General features: G+C 56.9%; 13 protein-coding genes. 6 read left to right on the plus strand and 7 right to left on the minus strand.

Annotated elements, in window-relative coordinates; genetic code table 11:
• The first annotated feature begins 80 nt into the window (after positions 1-80).
• The 3 genes from QWI16_RS15645 (at position 81) to QWI16_RS15655 (ending at position 5,154) form a co-directional block, all read left to right on the plus strand.
• Positions 81-707 carry a TetR/AcrR family transcriptional regulator gene (locus QWI16_RS15645; RefSeq protein ID WP_302714508.1) on the plus strand — a complete coding sequence of 209 codons (627 nt, stop codon included), beginning with the start codon at positions 81-83 and terminating at the stop codon, positions 705-707.
• Positions 708-840: 133 nt separating this feature from the next.
• Entirely contained in the window at positions 841-2,019 is a 1,179-nt protein-coding gene (locus QWI16_RS15650; RefSeq protein WP_302714510.1) for an efflux RND transporter periplasmic adaptor subunit, read from the plus strand.
• A gap of 3 nt (positions 2,020-2,022) precedes the next feature.
• A complete protein-coding gene (locus tag QWI16_RS15655; RefSeq protein WP_302714512.1) occupies positions 2,023-5,154 on the plus strand; it encodes an efflux RND transporter permease subunit in 3,132 nt (1,043 codons plus the stop codon).
• Between the two features lie 170 nt (positions 5,155-5,324).
• Here the strand turns inward: QWI16_RS15655 and QWI16_RS15660 are convergent, their stop codons facing one another.
• The 5 genes from QWI16_RS15660 to QWI16_RS15680 form a co-directional block, all read right to left on the minus strand.
• A complete protein-coding gene (locus QWI16_RS15660) occupies positions 5,325-9,707 on the minus strand; it encodes a PAS domain S-box protein (RefSeq protein ID WP_302714514.1) in 4,383 nt (1,460 codons plus the stop codon).
• A gap of 69 nt (positions 9,708-9,776) precedes the next feature.
• Positions 9,777-13,340 carry a pullulanase-type alpha-1,6-glucosidase gene (gene pulA / locus QWI16_RS15665; RefSeq protein WP_302714516.1) on the minus strand — a complete coding sequence of 1,188 codons (3,564 nt, stop codon included), beginning with the start codon at positions 13,338-13,340 and terminating at the stop codon, positions 9,777-9,779.
• Positions 13,341-13,459: 119 nt separating this feature from the next.
• The gene (locus QWI16_RS15670; RefSeq protein WP_302714518.1) at positions 13,460-14,221 is read right to left on the minus strand and encodes an ABC transporter permease; all 762 of its coding nucleotides are present in this window, start codon (positions 14,219-14,221) and stop codon (positions 13,460-13,462) included.
• Complete coding sequence (locus tag QWI16_RS15675) at positions 14,218-15,144, minus strand: ABC transporter ATP-binding protein (protein ID WP_302714520.1); 927 nt, start codon at positions 15,142-15,144, stop codon at positions 14,218-14,220. The genes QWI16_RS15670 and QWI16_RS15675 overlap by 4 nt, the downstream gene beginning before the upstream one ends.
• A gap of 32 nt (positions 15,145-15,176) precedes the next feature.
• Positions 15,177-15,749, minus strand: coding sequence for a hemerythrin domain-containing protein (locus tag QWI16_RS15680; protein ID WP_302714522.1), 573 nt, complete (start codon positions 15,747-15,749; stop codon positions 15,177-15,179).
• 99 nt (positions 15,750-15,848) lie between these two features.
• Here QWI16_RS15680 and soxR point away from each other — a divergent pair, with 99 nt between their 5' ends.
• From soxR to QWI16_RS15695, 3 genes are all read left to right on the plus strand, one after another.
• Positions 15,849-16,334 (plus strand): redox-sensitive transcriptional activator SoxR, encoded by a 486-nt coding sequence (gene soxR / locus QWI16_RS15685; protein WP_302714524.1) that lies wholly within the window; start codon positions 15,849-15,851, stop codon positions 16,332-16,334.
• 287 nt (positions 16,335-16,621) lie between these two features.
• Positions 16,622-17,617 carry a helix-turn-helix transcriptional regulator gene (locus QWI16_RS15690; protein WP_302714525.1) on the plus strand — a complete coding sequence of 332 codons (996 nt, stop codon included), beginning with the start codon at positions 16,622-16,624 and terminating at the stop codon, positions 17,615-17,617.
• Complete coding sequence (locus QWI16_RS15695; RefSeq protein ID WP_302714527.1) at positions 17,598-18,113, plus strand: cupin domain-containing protein; 516 nt, start codon at positions 17,598-17,600, stop codon at positions 18,111-18,113. The genes QWI16_RS15690 and QWI16_RS15695 overlap by 20 nt, the downstream gene beginning before the upstream one ends.
• On the opposite strand, the gene QWI16_RS15700 is transcribed toward QWI16_RS15695, so the two are convergent.
• Both QWI16_RS15700 and QWI16_RS15705 read right to left on the minus strand, forming a co-directional pair.
• A complete protein-coding gene (locus QWI16_RS15700; protein ID WP_302714529.1) occupies positions 18,110-18,532 on the minus strand; it encodes a YybH family protein in 423 nt (140 codons plus the stop codon). The genes QWI16_RS15695 and QWI16_RS15700 overlap by 4 nt on opposite strands.
• Entirely contained in the window at positions 18,529-18,954 is a 426-nt protein-coding gene (locus QWI16_RS15705) for a VOC family protein (protein ID WP_302714534.1), read from the minus strand. Before QWI16_RS15705 ends, QWI16_RS15700 begins: the two co-directional genes overlap by 4 nt.
• Between the last annotated feature and the right edge of the window lie 84 nt (positions 18,955-19,038).

Below are 19,038 nucleotides of genomic sequence, written 5' to 3' on the forward strand. Positions count from 1 at the left end.
TTCTAGGTACTGTCGGGGTTTACCTTTGGATGACAATTCCCTAAAATGAACGAATGTTCATTTTTGTGTGTTGTTGATTCATGGCCGACGACAAACGCCGAGCGATTCTTTACGCGACTCTCTGTCTACTGTCCGAGCGCGGCTTTCATGGCTTTTCCATGAAACAGCTGGCGGAGAGGGCCGGGGTTGCCGCTGGTACCATCTATCTCTATTTTCGCGATAAAGAAGACCTGATCCGACAGTTATACCAGGACATCATCTCCGAGGTCGCGCGGCGGGTGTTTGTCGACCACGACACTTCTTTACCGCTGTACGAGCAATACCGGCGTATGATGCTAAACCTCTGGACCTTTCATCTGGAGTGTCCGGAGATCATGCTGAGTAAAGTCCAGTTTGACTCCATGCCACCGGACTTGCTGTTTGGCCAGCGCGGTAAAGAGATGGCGGTATTGCTCGATCAGCGCGACGACGTGCTCGATGTCTTTAAGCCGATGATGGAGCTTTACCAGCGAGGTCGCGACAGTGGCGAGCTCAAGCCTTTTTCCGATGAAATGCTCTCGGCATTGTGCATTGATCCGGTGTGCGCCCTGGCTCGTGAGCATTATTTGGGCTTGCTGCACATCAATGAAGAGCAGCTGTCGGCCGTAATCGATGCCACCTGGGATGCCATCCGCTGGCACCCTCAACCGACGGTTAATCCCGTTTAACATTCTCAAAGTTTTGTTAGCCAGGTGACGAGCGGCGTTTATTTACGTGATAATGAACGTTCGTTCATACCCGGTAGATTCCTTAAAGACGTAGCCGCTGGTGCCTTTTGCACCACAAGACAAGGAGCAGCAAATGTTGTCCAACTTTTTTCGCCGCGAAGCGACCCGCCTGAGTCGACCTGCTATTGCCCTGGTAATGGCAGCGGTGTTTTTGACGGCCTGTGAAGAGCAGGCGCAAACGCCGGGCGGTGCGGGCGCTGCGCCGCCACCGACGGAGGTGGAAGTTGTCACCCTCAAAGAGCAAACGGTGACCCTGAGCAACGAGCTGCCCGGCCGGGCGGTTGCGTTTCGCAAGGCTGAAGTGAGGCCTCAGGTGAGCGGTATCATCGACAAGCGCCTGTTTACCGAAGGCGGTAGCGTTGAGGCCGGCGAACAGTTGTATCAGATTGATCCGGCTCGCTACGAAGCGGCGGTGGCCAATGCCAGGGCGCAACTTGCTCGGGCGCGCGCGACCCTCGCCACCACAGAAGCGAGGGAAAAGCGCTACAAAAACCTGTTGACGGACAAAGCCGTCAGTCAGCAAGAGTACGACGACGCACTGTCGGCCTTTGAAGAGGCGAAAGCGAGTGTAGCCGTCAGTGAGGCGGCGCTGCGCACCGCGGAAATTGATTTGCGCTATACCGAGGTTAAGGCGCCGATCAGCGGTCGCATCGGGGTGTCTTCAGTGACCGAGGGTGCTCTGGTATCGGCTCAGCAAGCGGCAGTATTGGCCACTATTCATCAGCTCGACCCCATCTACGTGGATGTTTCTCAGCCTGCCCGGCGTATCCTCGAAATGCGCCAGCAGATCATGCAGGGCTCCTTGGCCGAGGCAGACTCTCCCAGCGTGCAGCTGATTCTTGAAGACGGCAGTGTCTATGAGCACGAGGGCAAGTTGCAGTTTGCCGATATGAGTGTGAACGAGACCACAGGCACTGTGGTTGTCCGTGCGTTGTTTCCCAACCCGGACAGCCTAATTCTGCCGGGCATGTTCGTTCGTGCTCAGGTGACCGAGGGCGTGCGCGAAGGTGTGATCTTAGCGCCTCAACGCGCCGTCACTCGCGATCGCGAGGGCAATGCCTCGGCCATGGTCGTGACCGCCGAGGGCGTGGTCGAGCCGCGTCCCTTACGCGCAAGCCGGGCAATCGGCAGCGATTGGCTGGTTGAAGAGGGGCTGGCTGCCGGCGATCGCGTCGTTGTGACTGGCCTGCAGAAAATCCGCCCCGGTGCGCCGGTCAATGCAATAGAAGCGGGCAGCGCTCAGGGGGAGTAAACCATGGCGAAGTTTTTTATTGATCGCCCGGTTTTTGCCTGGGTGATCTCGATCATCATTATGCTGGCCGGCGTGCTGGCCATTGAGACCTTACCTGTCTCCCAGTACCCCGAAGTAGCGCCACCAGCGGTCAGCATCCGTACTACCTATCCAGGTGCTTCTGCCAAGGTAGTGGAAGACTCGGTGGTGCAGATCATCGAACAAAACATGACGGGTATCGACAATGTCCAGTACATGTCGTCTACCAGTGATTCGTCCGGTACCGGTGAAATCACCATTACCTTTGACGCCGGCACCGACCCGGATATTGCTCAGGTTCAGGTACAGAACAAACTGCAAGGCGCCATGACCCTGCTGCCGCAAGAAGTTCAGCAGCAGGGCATTCGCGTGAACAAGTCGTCGTCTGGTTTTTTGATGGTGCTCGGGTTTGTGTCTAACGACAACAGCCTGGATAAGTACGACCTGGCCGACTATGTGGCGGCGAATGTGCGCGAGCCTCTGAGCCGTGTCAGTGGGGTTGGCAGCATCACCATTTTTGGCTCGCAGTACGCGATGCGCATTTGGCTCAACGCCGACAAGTTGGCCACCTACAAACTGACGACCGTGGATGTGGTCAACGCCATTCGTGCGCAGAACGTTCAGATTGCCGCTGGTGAACTCGGTGGTGCGCCGGCGGTGCCAGGGCAGGATGTAAACGCCAGCATTGTGGTGCAGTCGCGCCTGGAAACCCCCGCCGAGTTCCGCAACATTTTGTTGCGGGTCAATGAAGACGGCTCCCAGGTACGCATGGGCGATGTGGCACGGGTCGAACTTGGGGGTGAAAACTACCAGTTTGAAACCGAGTATAATGGCCAGTCGGCGACCGGCCTCGCGATTACACTGGCCTCCGGCGCCAATGCACTGGAGACCGCTCAGGGCGTGCGTGACCGCATTGCTGAACTCGAACCCTTCTTCCCCAACTCCATGGAAGTGGTATATCCCTACGACACGACACCTTTTGTGAAGTTGTCCATCGAAGGGGTAGTGCATACCTTGATTGAAGCGGTTGTGTTGGTGTTCCTGGTCATGTATCTGTTCCTGCAGAACTTCCGCGCTACCTTGATCCCCACCATTGCCGTGCCCGTGGTATTGCTGGGTACCTTTGCCATCTTGGAGGCCTTTGGTTTTAGCATCAATACGCTCACCATGTTCGCCATGGTGTTGGCCATCGGTCTGTTGGTGGATGACGCTATTGTGGTGGTGGAGAACGTCGAGCGTGTGATGCACGAGGACAAGTTGCCGCCGCGCGAGGCGACGCGAAAATCCATGGGACAGATTACCGGGGCACTGGTGGGCATTGCGCTGGTGCTGTCGGCCGTATTTGTCCCCATGGCCTTTTTCGGTGGCTCTACCGGTGTAATCTATCGCCAGTTCTCCATTACCATTGTGTCTGCCATGGCCCTGTCGGTACTGGTGGCCTTGACGCTTACGCCCGCGCTCTGCGCCGTTATGCTTAAACCAGGCGAAGAAGGGCACTACGACAAAAAGGGCTTTTTCGGCTGGTTTAACCGCTTTTTCGATCGCTCCTCGACAGGCTATCAGAGCAGCGTCAGCCACATTTTGGCGCGCAAGGGGCGGTACATGGCCATCTACATTGCCATCGTTGTCGTGTTAGCACTGCTCTTTGGCCGGTTGCCGGGCTCTTTCCTGCCCGACGAAGATCAGGGCATTATGTTCACCCAGATGACGCTGCCGGTAGGTGCCACCAAAGAGCGCTCTATTGCCGTCATGGACAATATTGAAAACTACTACCTGAACCAGGAAGAGTCAGTGGTGAACTCGGTCTTCTCGGTCATTGGGTTTAGTTTCAGCGGCCGTGGCCAAAACAACGGCATCGCCTTTGTCAAACTCAAAGACTGGGATGATCGCACCGAGGACGGTCAGGACGTGCAGTCTTTGGCAGGGCGCGCCATGGGCTTTTTCTCTACCATTAAAGAAGCGATGGTGTTTGCCTTTGTTCCTCCGGCCATCACCCAATTGGGCACTTCGTCGGGCTTCAGCCTGCAGCTCAAGGACCTCGGGGGGCAGGGACATGAAGCTTTGATGAATGCGCGCAATCAGCTGCTGGGCATGGCCTCACAGGAGCAGGAGCTGGTGGCGGTTCGTCCGAACGGTCAAGAAGATACGCCCCAGTTCAAGCTGGATGTGGATCTGGAAAAAGCCTCGGCACTGGGCATTTCCATTGATCAGATTAACAGCGTTTTCTCCACGGCCTGGGCGGCGTCCTACGTGAATGACTTTATCGACCAGGGCCGTATCAAACGTGTTTACGTGCAGGGCGATGCGCCTTTCAGAATGATGCCCGACGATGTCGGTAACTGGTATGTGAAAAATGCCGAGGGCGAGATGGTACCTTTCTCGGCTTTCTCCACGGGGCGTTGGATCTACGGTTCACCGCGCCTTGAGCGGTACAACGGTGTTTCGGCGGTGAATATTCAGGGCCAGGGTGCACCGGGCGTCAGCTCCGGCCGAGCCATGGAAATCATGGAGTCCTTGATGACCAAGTTGCCACCCGGTTTCGGTTTCGAGTGGACAGGCATGTCCCTACAGGAGCGCGAGTCGGGCGATCAGGCACCGCTGTTGTACGCGCTGTCGATTCTTGTGGTGTTCCTGTGCCTGGCAGCGTTGTATGAAAGCTGGTCCGTGCCTTTCTCGGTGATGCTGGTGGTACCGCTCGGGGTCTTGGGTGCGGTGCTCTTTGCCATGGCTCGGGGGTTGTCGAACGACGTTTACTTCCAGGTGGGTCTGTTGACGACGGTCGGCCTGTCGGCGAAAAACGCCATTTTGATTGTGGAGTTCGCCAAGTCGCTGTACGAGGAGGGTATGGATTTGATGAAGGCGACCATGGAGTCGGTGCGTATGCGTTTGCGCCCGATTATCATGACCTCCCTGGCGTTCGGGCTCGGGGTCACGCCATTGGCCATCAGCACCGGCGCCGGCTCTGGTTCGCAAAATGCCATTGGTACGGCGGTACTCGGGGGCATTATCTCGGCCACTTTCCTCGCTATTTTCTTTGTACCCCTGTTCTTCGTGGTGGTCTTTAAACTGGCAGAGTGGGTGTCGCCTGGGAAAAGTAAATCCCGGTCAAACCCTTAATTAACTGAGAGTTGAAGTGATAAGAGCGGCCAATGGCCGCTCTTTTTTGTTGAGCTTGGTTTTTGTCGGTATCGGCTCTGCCGTTTAGCGTCAGTCAGCTCAGGGAGTGGCAGTCCGACACCATTATCTAAGTAGGCAGGGGGTTAGTAAGCGCGCGGATTGACACCTGCTCAACCCGCGCTGAGGAAGTCTCTGAACCGCTCGATCAGTTGATGGCAGCCGTGTTCAAACTCCGCAAATCGGGTGTTTATGGCTTGCCAGTTTTCCTCCTTTGCTGCTTGTTCAAGTTCACCGGCCAGCCGCTGTAGCCGCGAGGCCTGCAGTTGTCCCGCACTGCCTTTGACAGAGTGTGCCTGTAAGGCGATAGCCTGGGCGTTGTTTTCGCTCAGTGCTTCGCGCAATAAGCCGAGTCGCTCGGGTGTTTTTTCGCAGAACAATTGCAGCAAGCGGTCGAGAATTTCTCGCTTTGCGAATAGGCTTGCGAGGGCTTTGTCGCTGTCCCATAAAGCTTGGTTTTCCCTCTTCTCAAGCGTGGGCTCCGTGTCTTGCAGCCGGGGTGTATGGTTGCGTATCCACCGCTGCAGGCAAAGCGCCAAAGCGGGTATTTGGATTGGCTTGCCGAGATAGTCGTCCATCCCCGCAGCCAGGCACTTTTCACGGTCGCCGTGCATGGCATTCGCCGTCAGTGCGATAATGGGTAATGTCCGATTCTGCTCTCCCGCCACACCAGCGCGTATCTTCCGGGTCGCCTCAAAACCATCCATTTCCGGCATCTGGCAGTCCATTAGTACCAGTGTATAGGGCTCGCCGTCTGTCGCAGCTTGCAAGGCCGCTATCGCCTCGTGGCCATTGCCAGCGCAGTCAGCGAGGAGATCTAGCTCTCCTAGTATCAGCTGCGCCACTTCCTGATTAATGGGGTTATCCTCCACCAAGAGAATTCGGGTGTTTTCAGGCCATTGCGTGGTGGTAAGTGTATCCCTGCGGCTCGGGTGGCCAAACAGATTGGACGATTGCATCCGGCCGCCATGTTCTGTCAATTTGCCCAGCACGTCCAGCAGTTGAGCGGTAGCCACAGGCCGGTAAATGCTTTGGTCTGCTCCCGATAGCTCAACGCTGTCGCTCAAATTGGACAGCAATACCAAATGCCGGCACTGGCCCGCGTGCCGCATAGCCTGAAACTGCTTGAGCGCTGTCGCATCGGACCGGCTGTCAATTAGCAGCAGATCGAACGTCGCCGCTGCGTCGTGCTGCTCGGTGGGTGAATCGAGGCGTACATGAGCGCCCCACGCGCTGAGTTGTTTACCGAGGCTTTCGGCCATAGTCGCATTGGGGCTGTATATTAGCGCGTGGAGATTGGCTTGTTTTAAATCCGGTGGTTGGTAGAGACTACTGGTTGATTTATCGAGTAACACAAAAAATTGAAAGCAGGATCCTTGCCCCGCTTTACTGTCGACCGAAATAGTGCCGCCCATCAGCTCAGTGAGCTGTCGGCATATGGCAAGGCCCAAACCCGAGCCGCCATATTCGCGAGTGGTCGAGGCGTCCAGTTGCGAAAACGGCTCAAATAAGCGCGACTGTTTTTGCGGGTCTATGCCTATGCCGGTGTCGTGAACCGATATCTCAAGTATCACATGCCGCTCACTGCTTCGGCTGGCACAGTGCACAAGCACGTGGCCTTTGTGGGTAAACTTGATAGCGTTGCCGACCAAGTTGGTGAGAATTTGTCGAAGCCGGCCAGGGTCACCTGTTACCGTGGCCGTCTCCAGCTCGCTGGTATCGAGGATCAGTTCCAACCCCTTGTCCTCGGCCCGCATGCCCAAAGCATGGCCAAAAGTATCGAGAAAATGGTGCAGCTCGAAGGTTACCTTCTCTAGCTCAAGCTTACCCGCCTCGACTTTGGAAAAATCCAGAATGTCATTGATAATCGCCAGCAGCGATTCGGCACTGCTGCGGGCAATACTCAGTTTGTGCAGATCAGCCTCGTTGACGAGAGAGCGCTGCAGAACGTTGAGCATGCCCAATACGCCGTTCATGGGGGTGCGAATTTCGTGGCTCATTACCGCGAGAAATTCACTTTTGGCCGCGGCGGCCGCCTCAGCGGCCAGCTTGGCTTTTTCCAGGGTATTTTCCGCCAGCTTGCGCTCGTGTATATCCTGAAAGGAGCCATAGAGACGGCTACAGCGACCGCCGCTGAACTCCGCTTGTCCGGTTGCGCAGATCCAGCGCTCGCGGCCTGTGGCGGTCACGATCTTGAGCTCTGTCTGGAAAGATTGACCGGTATCAATGGTTTTTTGTATGAGGTGTTGCAATGTGTCGCGGTCTTTTCCCTCTTTGTAAAAGCGGGTGGCTTCTTCTAACGTTGGCGTAAAATCTTCGGGCACTTCGTGAATGCTGCGAGTCATCGCTGACCAGTAGAGCGAGCCGGTTTCCAGGTTGTATTCCCAGGCACCGATGCGTCCCTGCTCACTCATGGCCTCGAGCATTTGTTGTTGCCGTTTGAGTTGATGGGCGCTCTTTTGTCGCTCGGTGATGTCGATTGCAGAGGCGTAAAATTTGCCTGTCTGTGGATCGGGTGAGGTATTCCACAAGAGTGTCAGGTAGCGGCCGTCTTTACAGCGCGTGCGATTGGTGTAGGAGAAGGTGGGCTCACCGCGTGCTAGCTGCTTGACCTCATCTTGAGCCTCTAGCAAATCATCGGGGTGCACCAACTCAAGCGAGCTAGTGCCGATAATTTCGTGTTCCGAGTAACCAAGCACGCTGAGAAAGCTGGGATTGACCCGCTCAAACCGGCCGTCGGCGTCGGTAATGCACATAAAAGCGCTGGAACTCTCAAAAAATTGATTCAGTTGGCGCTGTGATTTTTCCAAGGCCTCGAGAGCGGCCTTTTGTTCGCTGATGTCCAGGTGAGTACCTACCATGCGCTTGGGCTGACCCGCCGACAACCACTCGACCACCTCGCCTGTGGTCAGTACCCAAACCCAGTTGCCGTCTTTATGGCGCATGCGCACTTCGCTGGAATAGCGTTGTGTTTCTCCCGCCCAGTAGGCATTGAGCAGGGCGTGGGTACGCGCGCCATCTTCGGGGTGAATCAGCCGTTTCCAGGTGTCGATGCTAGTTGGGGAGAGCTCCTGTAAGTCATAGCCAAGCATATTGGCCCAGCGCTCGTTGAATACGGTTTTGCCGCTGGGCAAGTCCCAATCCCATATGCCCACGCCGGTACTGCTGATCACCAACTCCAGTTGCGTTTTGTGCTCTTGCAGTGTGCGCTCGGCGGCTCGTCTATCACTGATATCCTCAATGATGGACCAGATATAGCGGCGCCCGGAGCGGTCGCTGATCAGCAAGCCGTTGAGCTGTACGGGAACACGGCTGCCGTCTTTGCGAATGTATTCCTTCTGATAAGGCCCATAGCGGCCGGTAGTGCTGAGTGCAGCCAACTGTTGCTGCTCTTCGTCGGCGTACTCTTGAGGGGTGAGCGCCCAGTAATCGAGTTGGTGGAGCGCCGCGAAGTCATAGCCGCAGCATTGCAACAGTGCATCATTGGCCTCGACAAAGCGGCCGGTTTGATAGTCGTTGAGTGCGATGCCCAGAGGGGACAGATCGAACAGCCCACGCAGTCGCTCTTCGGATTCTCGCCGCGACTGCAGCAAATAGATTACCCACAGTGCCGGTGCCAGAATGGCCAGGCACAACAAGGCAATCAACCCACGCACCCAAAGTGCGTTACCGGCCGCGCGGGACCAGCCGCCTTGAGGCAGGGCGCCAATTTCCCATTTCCCCGCGGGTAAACTGACGCTTGCAGTCACAGGGTCACGGGAAAACACGGCCGGATCGCCGTAAAACACCGCTGCCGCATCCTGCTTTACGCCCGTGTGGCGTATGGCAAACTCGAGTGAATGTATGTCGTTTATGCCGCTTGCCTGATAAAACCTTTCCAGATTAATGACCGCGGAAACCAGCCCCCAGAGTTCGCCGTCATCCAGATACACGGGTATGCGTCCGATCAGACCCTTGCCGCCCTGGACCAGCTCAACCGGCCCGGCGACGGTCATGGTGCCCGCCTCAATGGCCGCGAGCACGGCCGGTGCCTGCGCGGTGTTCGCGCGGTAGTCGAGCCCAATGGCTTGTTCATTACCTTGCATGGGGTACATCAGCCGAATCACCAGATCCGGCGCGCCGCCAATATTGCGCAGCAGAGTGTCACTGCCGAACAGGTGGCGGGCAAAGCGGCTGAATCTTTGTTGATCCATCCCTGGATCAACCTGAATAGCGGCCACCAGTCCCTGCACCGTCTGCAAGCTGCTATTGATCGTACCCTCAAGCTGCGCCCGAATGACCGCTAGCTCGTCGCGTACTTCGCCGCGTTCTTGCTGGTGGTAGTTCTCGTTATTAAGCCGGTCGACGTAATAGCCACCGGTGAGTACGGAGGCCAGAATAAGAATACTGATCAGCAGGTAGTAAAAGCGCGAGTTGGGGATGTCCCGCCGCTTGCGGTTGGTGGAATTATTGAGAAACTGGCGGTAGGGCATTAGGGTCCCGAGCGTAGAAGTCACTGTGTGGTTCCACTATAGCGCAATCGGGACAGGCTTGAAAAAGGCAGCCCCGGCGGGGCTGCCGAAGGGCTAATCCTCGCGGACGAACACCGCCGTAGTCAGTGGCGGCACGGACAGGCTGGCGCCGTCGGCACTGGCTGTACGGGTGAGCGCATCGGCCGAGCCCAGTTGCACAGGGTGCAAGCGCAAGGTGCCAGCAAGCGGCGTGCTCACTGTTACTGGGTTGGCGGATGGATTAAACACCACCACCAGAGCGCTGTAGAGCGGATCACGGTTTTGGCTGTCGGCGATACTCATCACCAGCAACCCCGGTGCCTGTTCCGGCCCGGTGTTGTGGAACCTCAGCTGAGTGTTGACGGCATCGGCTGTTGGTAGACGAAACAGCGCTGAGCTGCTGCGAATACGGAGCCACTCTTTAAACAGAGTCCTGGCCTGGGCGATGTCACTTGCGTTGGGCTTGGCGTTAGGGTCACCGATGATCTGGCCGATCAGGTCCCAGTTACTGCCGTCTTTGTCTTCGCGAGGCAGGCCCTTGTTCCAATTGTTGTCCTGCCCGGTGAAATCCACCCGGTTGAACCAGTCGCCCGAGTCGTAGCTGTCGCGCTGCATGGATTTGGAGCGCAGCAGCTCGGCACCCATGTGAATAAAGGGCACGCCCTGCGCGAGCATAGGCAGGCTCAGGGAAAAGTTCTGCATACGCACCCGCTCGGCGCTGGTCATGGGCGTTGGCGCTTTGTATTGCAGGTTATCCCAAAGCGTTTGATTATCGTGTTTGGAGATATAGTTGATGCTCTCTTGCGGGTCCTCGGTGTAACCGGTATTGAGATCAAAATAGGGGATATCAATGCCGGTGACTTCTTCACCGTGGCGGTTGGTCAGCGGATAACTTTTCAGGCTGCCCGCGAGGTTGACGCGTAACCGGTCGGCCAGATCAATCAGGTTGCTGGCCTCGGTATCACCGCCGGTGTTGAGCTCGTTGGCAAAGTGATACAAGCCCGTGCCATAGCCCTGATTGGCTCGCAGGGCGGTGCCGCTGTCAAAGGGGCCGCCGCCGCGCACCGCATCGCGAAGGCGGTCGTTAAAGGTGCCCACCCCTGTGCCCGCCATATTCACCTGAACGGCGTTGACGCCCCGGCGGTTGTCGACCACTTCTCCGAAGTTCCAGCCCTCGCCGTAGAAGTAGGTGTCGGCATCCACCGCCTGTACGGCCGCCAGAGCAGCGAGAATATTGTCGCGCATATGATGGCCCATCAGGTCAAAGCGAAAACCGTCTATGCGGTAGGCATCGGCCCAGACCACCAGCGAGTCGACCATCAGTTTTTCCATCATGCGGTGTTCGCTTGCCGTATTGTCGCAGCAGCTGGACGTTTCCACCGCCCCAGAGAGTTCGTTGCGTCGGTGGTAATACCCCGGTACCAGTTTATCCAGTACGGATTTATCCCCCAGGCCAGAGGCGTTGGTGTGATTGTAGACCACATCCATCACAACCCTTAGCCCCATCTCGTGCAGCGCCTGGACCATAGCGCGAAACTCGACAAGACGGGTAAAACCGCTCTGGTCGGTGGCGTAACTGCCCTCGGGCGCGGTGTAGTGCAGCGGGTCATAGCCCCAGTTAAACGAGTCCAGCGAGCGAAGATCATTCATCAGTGACTGGGCATCACCAGTGGCCGGATCGAAACTTTCCAGCGCCTCGCTGAGCTTGGTGCCTGCGGAAAACTGATCGCATACTGGCGCCGTCTGGTTGAGTGTGCACAGATCACCCACGGTATCGGTGATGTCGACCCGCTCACCGGCGTTTTCATTAATGGTGGCGATATCAAACGTGGGCAGCAAGTGGACGGTGTTCAGCCCCGCCTGTTGGAGCTCGCCCAAGTGGATAACCGGCACACTGTCGCTGTCGGTAAAAGCCAGGTACTTTCCGCGATACGCCGGATCGGTGCTTTGGTCCAGGGCCGAGAAGTCGCGAATATGCACTTCGTAAATAATGTGATCTTCCGGTGCTGCCAGTGTGGGTACGCTGTGGCTCTGCCAGCCAGAGGGCATGGTGTCGGCCCGAGACAAATCCACTACCTGACTCAAGGCACTGTTTTGCGCAAGGTTAAGCGAGTAGGGATCGGTGCTGGTCAGGCTCTCTTGCTGATCGCTGCGGTAGTGATAAATCGTGAAGGCGTAGCGGTAATAGTGGCCGTGCAAATCGCTGGCGTTCGTGGCACGCCAGACGCCGTACTCGCCTTTGCTCATCGCTTGAGTCGAGCTGGGCTCACTGTGCTCGGCGCTGGCAAAAATTTCCACCCGCATATCGGTTGCGGTGGGCGCCCAAACGGCAAAGTGAGTCTCGCCGCTTTCAATCCAGGCGCCCAAGCGTGCGTCAGTGGCAAAGTAGGCGTCGAGAGCCCCCTGGGTTTGCACGCTGGTCGCCTTGAGTAACTTGCCTTGGCTATCAAAAGCGGCGGCGACCAGCTCGCCGGCGAGCCAGGTGTCGGCGTTAAGGGTCTGGGTGTCCAGTTGCCAGGCGGACCAGTCTGCCAGATGGGGAAATTTTCCGGCGGTGGCGCTATCCAGGGTAGTTGCTGACAAGACGCTAAACTCGCCGCCGATGAGCGTATTATTCTCCACCCGAATCTCGCCTTGTTGGTCGGCGTACAGGCGAACTTCGGCGGTCTGTTCCGGGGCATTCCAGAGCAGAGTGTTGGTATTGACCCAATGAGCGCTGAAGCTCGCCAGTGTCACCTGCGCCGGGCCGGCATCGCCTGAATAGGTCAGGGTGCTGGATCCATGCGCGGTATAGGCAATGTTGCCCAGAGAAAGATCCATTACCAGGTCGGCATCGCCCAGCGCTTTGGTGTCGCCTGAGTGCAGAATAAAGTTGATGCAGCCGCCCGGCTCGTTCAAATCGAGAAGGTAGTAGGCGCCGCGTTCGCTGTCGATGCCGCTAGGCGGCATGGGGTTGTCCCAGGTGATGCCATTGATGGTGTTATCGGCGAGGGCATTACAGTCACCGCCGTTCCATAAGTGCAGGCCCCAGTCATCGTAAAGTGCATCATCGCGCTGATAGAAAATAGCCGCCTGGGTATCGCTTAAGGTAAAGGGCAGGGGGGCTTCGCCGCTGTCATCTTGCGGGTAGTGAATATTGGATAAACCGTGCTCGGTGAGCGCGACAGAGCCGCGGCTCAAATCCATCATCAAGTCGTTTTGCCCCAGAGCTTTGTCGTCGCCGGCGTGGACAATAAAATTAATGCAGCCGGCGTCTTCAGCGGGCGCGTTTAAATCCAGGACATAGTAGGCGCCATAAAGCTCGTCGACACCCGTAGGCAGCATGGGGGTGCCCCAGGTAACACCCTCGACGGCGGATTCGGCCAGGGCGTTACAGGCGTCATTGTTCCAAAGGTGCAGCCCCCAGTTGTCATAGTTGCCGTCTTCGCGTAGGTAGAAAATAATCGCCTGATCGTCTGCGAGCGCTACGGGCAGTTCGATACTCGGCGCCGAGCTTGAAGAGCTTGAGCTGCTGGACATCTCGCTGGAGCTGCTACTGGCGAGGCTGGAGGATGAAACATTATCGTGGACATTGGTGCCGCCGCCACAGGCGCTTAACAGCGCTGCGGCGATCAGGCAACAGAGTTGCATGGATCGCATAAGTTCCTCTCACTGATGTTATGGTTATTGGCGAAAGTGAGAGTACGACAAGCACAAACAGCGGCGAAGATGCATACGTATTCATTGTCATGAATACGTATGCAGTTAAGTAGATCAGCTTAGCTTTTTAACTTGTAACCGGTTTTGAAAATCCAGGTTATGATTGAAATAAATATCAGCATAAACAGCAGGATCATACCGAGGCTGATGCCTAGGTGCACATCGGCGTTGCCGTAAAAGCTCCAGCGAAAGCCACTGACCAAATACACCACCGGGTTGAGCAGGGTCACCTTTTGCCACAACTCGGGTAGCATATTGATGGAATAAAAAGTCCCACCCAAAAACGTGAGCGGTGCAATCACCATCATCGGGATGATTTGCAGCTGCTCAAAGCTGTTCGCCCAAAGCCCAATCAAAAAGCCGAGCAGGCTAAAGGTCAAGCAGGTGAGTACCAAAAAGCCAAACATCCATAGAGGATGCTCAATGGAGTAATCCACAAACAGGCGCGCGGTGATCAGGATGATCACGCCGAGAATCACCGATTTGGTGGCGGCGGCGCCGACGTAACCGACAACGATTTCCAGAGTTGAAACAGGCGCTGATAAAATCTCGTAAATGGTGCCGGTAAACTTGGGCATATAAATACCAAAGGAAGCATTTGATGTGCTCTCGGTCAGTATGGTCAGCATGATTAGCCCGGGGATAATAAACGCGCCATAGCTGATGCCGTCAATTTCCACGATGCGCGAGCCTATGGCCGAGCCGAAAACAATAAAATACAACGAGGTGGACAGAACCGGCGAGGCAATGGATTGCATCAGCGTGCGCCAGGTACGCGCCAGTTCAAACAGATAAATGGCTTTGACACCGTGCAGGTTCATTGTTTCTCCTCCACCAGCGAGACAAATATTTCCTCCAGCGAGCTTTGCTTGGTCGACAGATCGCTGTATTCGATGCCCGCCTCCTGCAGTTGCCCCAGCAGTTGTGACACACCGCTGTCATCTGCGGCAGTGGTGTACTGATACACCAAGGTGCGGCCGTCTTGTGTGAGGCTAACGGCGTCGCTGTTGACGTTAGTGGGCAAGCGGGCGATGGGGCGTGCCAGTTGCACGGTCAGGGTTTTGCGGCCCAGCTGCTTCATCAGCGCGTGTTTTTCTTCCACCAGGACAATCTCGCCCTTGTTGATCACCCCGATTCGGTCGGCCATATCTTCTGCTTCTTCGATGTAGTGAGTCGTGAGAATGATGGTGACGCCATCTTCGCGCAGCTTTCGGATCATGGCCCACATGTCCCGGCGCAGCTCCACATCCACCCCGGCGGTCGGTTCATCGAGAAAGAGAATCTTGGGTTCATGCGCCAGTGCCTTGGCGATCAGTACCCGTCGTTTCATACCGCCGGACAGCGCCATAATGGTTGAGTCACGCTTATCCCAGAGCGACAGATTCTTCAGCAGTTGTTCCAGATAATTGTCGTCGGGCGCACAGCCGAACAGACCCCGGCTGAATTTTACGGTGGCCCAGACGGTTTCAAAGATATTGACGGCCAGCTCTTGGGGTACCAGGCCGATACGTTGGCGAGCTTCGCGATAATCCCGCAGTATATCCAGTCCGTCGGCGGTGACTTCTCCGCCCGAGGCGTTGACGATGCCGCAAATAATACTGATCAGTGTGGTTTTGCCGGCGCCGTTGGGCCCGAGCAGGGCAAAGATTTCGCCGCGTTTGATCTCAAGGTCAATACTTTTAAGCGCGCAAAACCCGGATTGATAGGTTTTGTTGAGGCTGCGTACCGCAATAATGGGTTCCACAGAGGCTCCTTGTTCGAGTGTCATGGCTTGGGTCACCGGCTCATCTCCAAAGACAGTGACCCGTTTGAGGGTGCGACCCGGCCCGCGTGCGCACCGCCGGTGCCGAGCCATTCCCGTCGGGTGGGAGGGGCTTGCATTAACAGGGTGCAGGCGAGGCTTTCAACCGGTGACAGTTGCCGCATAAGCGCTGGCAGCAGCACCCGCTCTTCCAGATCCAGATGCAAAAGATACTCACCGACAAAGCGGTTCCAGTCAAGGTAGAGCCGCTCAATCAGCTCACAGTGTCTGTGCTCCGGCAGCGCTTGTGCGGTGCTGGCCTGGGCGCAGAGTTGCTGTAATTGCGCACCGAATTTGAGGTGATCGTCTTCCATGCGGTTGGCCATGGCGGGATCGTAGTCGCGCAGCAGGCTTTCCAGCGCGCTGTCTTCCTGATGGCTGTGGGTATTGAGCAGCTGGCGGATTTCCGCCAGTTTACTGATGATCTCATCGATTCCTGCGGCCGGATGGCTCAGCAATGCCGAAACGGCAAACAGCTCAGCCCGCAGGGTTTTGTGTATGGCAGCAATGGCGTTGCCCATAAACAGGGGGTTGGTATTGAAAGTCATTGCGGTGTCCTTTTGTTGGCTTGCCTTACTTGTATTGCGTCGGGTCGGATGATAAAACCTCAAGTTAAGTTAAGGTCAATAGCCGAGCCGCGTTAAATCATGTCTTTTTTATCCCCCGATTCTCCCCCACCAAAAGTGGAGCTGACCGTAGGCGAAGTGGCCAAGCGCAGTGGCCTGGCGGTGTCGGCCCTGCACTACTACGAGTCGCGCGGGCTGATTTGCAGCTGGCGCACCGGCGGTAACCAGCGCCGCTACCACCGCCGCGTATTGCGGGTGCTGGCCATGATCAAGGTGGCCCAGCGCACCGGCATCGATCTCGATACCATTGCCGATGCCCTGGCCGAACTGCCCGCAGACCGGATACCCAGCCACACCGACTGGCAGCGCTTGTCGGCCCGCTGGCGCAAGGTGCTGGATGCGCGTATCTCAGCCTTGACCGCTCTGCGCGACCAGCTCGATTCCTGTATCGGTTGCGGCTGCCTGTCACTGGCCGACTGCCCGTTGCGCAATCCGGGTGACGCCATAGCGAGCGAGGGCCCGGGGGCACACTTTCTCGATCTCAACGAAATCGATGAGCCGCGCTAGCGGTATTGCCACGGCTGCTCAGAAATCGTGTTACCCAGCTAATCGAATGACGAACCAGCGAATCGACATGTGACAGCGTCCGGTATCGCTCGGCGTCAGACTAAGACAGATTTGCGTCAGAATATGACGTATATTGTGGTTAGCATGTCGCCGGTAATGAAAAGACATCGCCTCAGCACTGGCAAGATTTTCCGCAGCGGCTGATACCGCGATTTGAAGTTTTCTGAGGTATCGGAGTGCTCGCCCCGGTGCGCAGAGCGCCGAGTATGGTTTGCAGAGAGTGAATTATGGCCAACACCGCCACTCGTCTTATTAATCTGATTATGCTGCTCCAGCGCGAGCCGAACACGCCCGCCTCAAGGCTGGCCAGCTCGCTGGGTGTTTCCGTGCGCACCATTCAGCGCTATATCACCATGCTCGAGGATATGGGCGTGCCCGTCTACGCCGAGCGCGGGACCCAGGGCGGCTATTCTCTGGTGCGCGGCTATCGTATGCCACCGTTAATGCTATCCGCTGAAGAGGCGGTGGCGGTGTATCTGGGGACTTCCATGGTGGAGAGGCTCTGGGGCAAACTGTTTCGCCCGGCGGCAGAAAGCGCTATGACCAAAATAGAAAGTGTGCTGCCCGATGACCAGCTGCGCGATATCAACTGGGCGCGCGCGAGTTTGCTGACGCGCGGACTGCCGCGTATGAACCCGGGTGTGGACGAAGAATGGTTTCAGGCCTTGTGCAGTGCCACCCAGCGCTGCCAGCAGCTGGAAATTGTCTACCGCAGTCGCGGCAGTGCTCATCCGCTGCGCCGTTGCATAGATCCTTACGCTCTGATCTACAGCTGGGGTCAGCAATACTGCATTGCATTTTGCCACAGGCGCGGAGAAATCCGCTCGTTTCGTGTCGACCGCATCGAGGGCCTGCGGGCCACGGGCATGAGCTTTTCGCGCCCCGAGAACTTTAATCCCGATGATTATTTCAGCTTGGCAACCAGCGATGCGCCCCCGGTTGATGTGACCTTGCAATTCCCCGCCGAACACGCGCTTATGGCGAGAGATCACCCGTGCTGTTGGGATAGCCTTTCACAGAACGATGACGGTTCGGTTACCGTGCGCTTTACCAGCTCTGACCTGGAGATGGCCGCTTGCCGGGTGATGAGCTTTTTACCCCAGGCGCGCCTGCTGTCGCCGCCACCGCTGATTGAATTGGTGCGGAAAAAAGCCGCGGCCATTGCCTGCGAATACACCACTGTGATTGCCAAGGAGCCCGACTATGCCAGTGCCCATCATTAATTTAGGCGAGTTGACACTCACCCCGATGCCGCCGGGTATGGCTCCCGAGGGGGCCGCCTGCGAAAAATACGGAGCCACCATGGCTTATATAGGTGCGCAGCTGGGGGCGCGTCAGCTTGGGTACAATGTGACGCAAGTGGAGCCGGGAAAGAGCGCGTTTCCCTTTCACTGTCACCGTGTCAATGAGGAGATGTTTTTTATCCTGGCCGGAGAGGGGCAGTTGCGCCTGGGCGAGGATCAGCACCCCATTCGCAGTGGCGATATTATTGCCTGCCCGGCGGGTGGGCCGGAAACGGCTCACCAGATTATTAATACTGGCAGTGAGCCGCTGCGGTTTCTGGCGGTGAGCACACGCAAAACGCCAGAGCTTGCCGAGTATCCCGACAGTGGCAAATTTGGCGTTATGGCCCAGTACGCCGGTGACGACGGCAAACCACAGATGTTTTTACACGTCGGCACCCGCGAGCAAAACCTGCCCTATTGGGACGGGAACTAGGGCGTTAAGTCGAACAATGCTTGACCCGTGTCCATATCAAAAGGCGCGGAAAAGTGCTCGTGAAAAACCCGCCAACGATCGGTTTTGCGCCAGCAAATGGTGGCGCGCATCCAGGAGGTTTTAAGCTCGCCGTTATCCTCGGCGCCGCAGTTGAGCAACGAGTGACAAATACCGAGTGAGTCGTTGGCGACAATGCTAAGCTCGGGCATGTCAAAGACCATGGGCCCGGGGCAGTGCTCCACACACATTTTCCAGTGCTCGCGGTAGGCATCCAGGCCGACAAATCTCAGGCCCACCACCGCGTCATAGGAGACAATATCCTCGGCGTAGTTGGCCATAATGCCTCCCATATCCAGGGCGCGGCAGGCCGCCAGCCAGGTTTTGGTTAGGGTGTGAATCTCGTGTTCGGCGGTGTTCATGATGAGGCCCCCTGATCCAGCGGATCGCAGTTAACCATCCACTTAATGCCGAACTTGTCGGTGAACAATCCGAAACGTTCGGCCCAAAACGTTTTCTCCAGCGGCATGTGAATCTCGCCGCCGGCGCTGAGTTTGGTGTAGGCGCTCTCGGCCTCGGCCACCGAGTCCACCTGCAGTGCCACGCTGATACCCTGAGGGGGGTGATAGTTGCCGGGTGGGGCATCGGAGGCCATGAGCATGGACTCGCCAATGTTAATGCAGGCGTGCATGATTTTGTCGTCCCAGCTGGCCTCCACCGGGCTGCCGCCGGGGGTGTCGCCGTAGCGCATCATGGCCTCGACCGGCAGGCCGAGGCACTGGCTGTAAAATGTAAAAGCCTCGGCGCAGTCGCCGTCGTAAAACACATAGGGGTTGACGTTCATCCGCTAATCTCCTTGGTGGGTGGTTGTGCTTGTTTTGTATCCATTGTCGAACGCCAGCACCGCTTTTCGACAGTATCAATAGCG

The sequence above is a fragment of the Gilvimarinus algae genome, from assembly GCF_030518215.1.
GTDB classification, from domain to species: Bacteria; Pseudomonadota; Gammaproteobacteria; order Pseudomonadales; family Cellvibrionaceae; genus Gilvimarinus; species Gilvimarinus algae.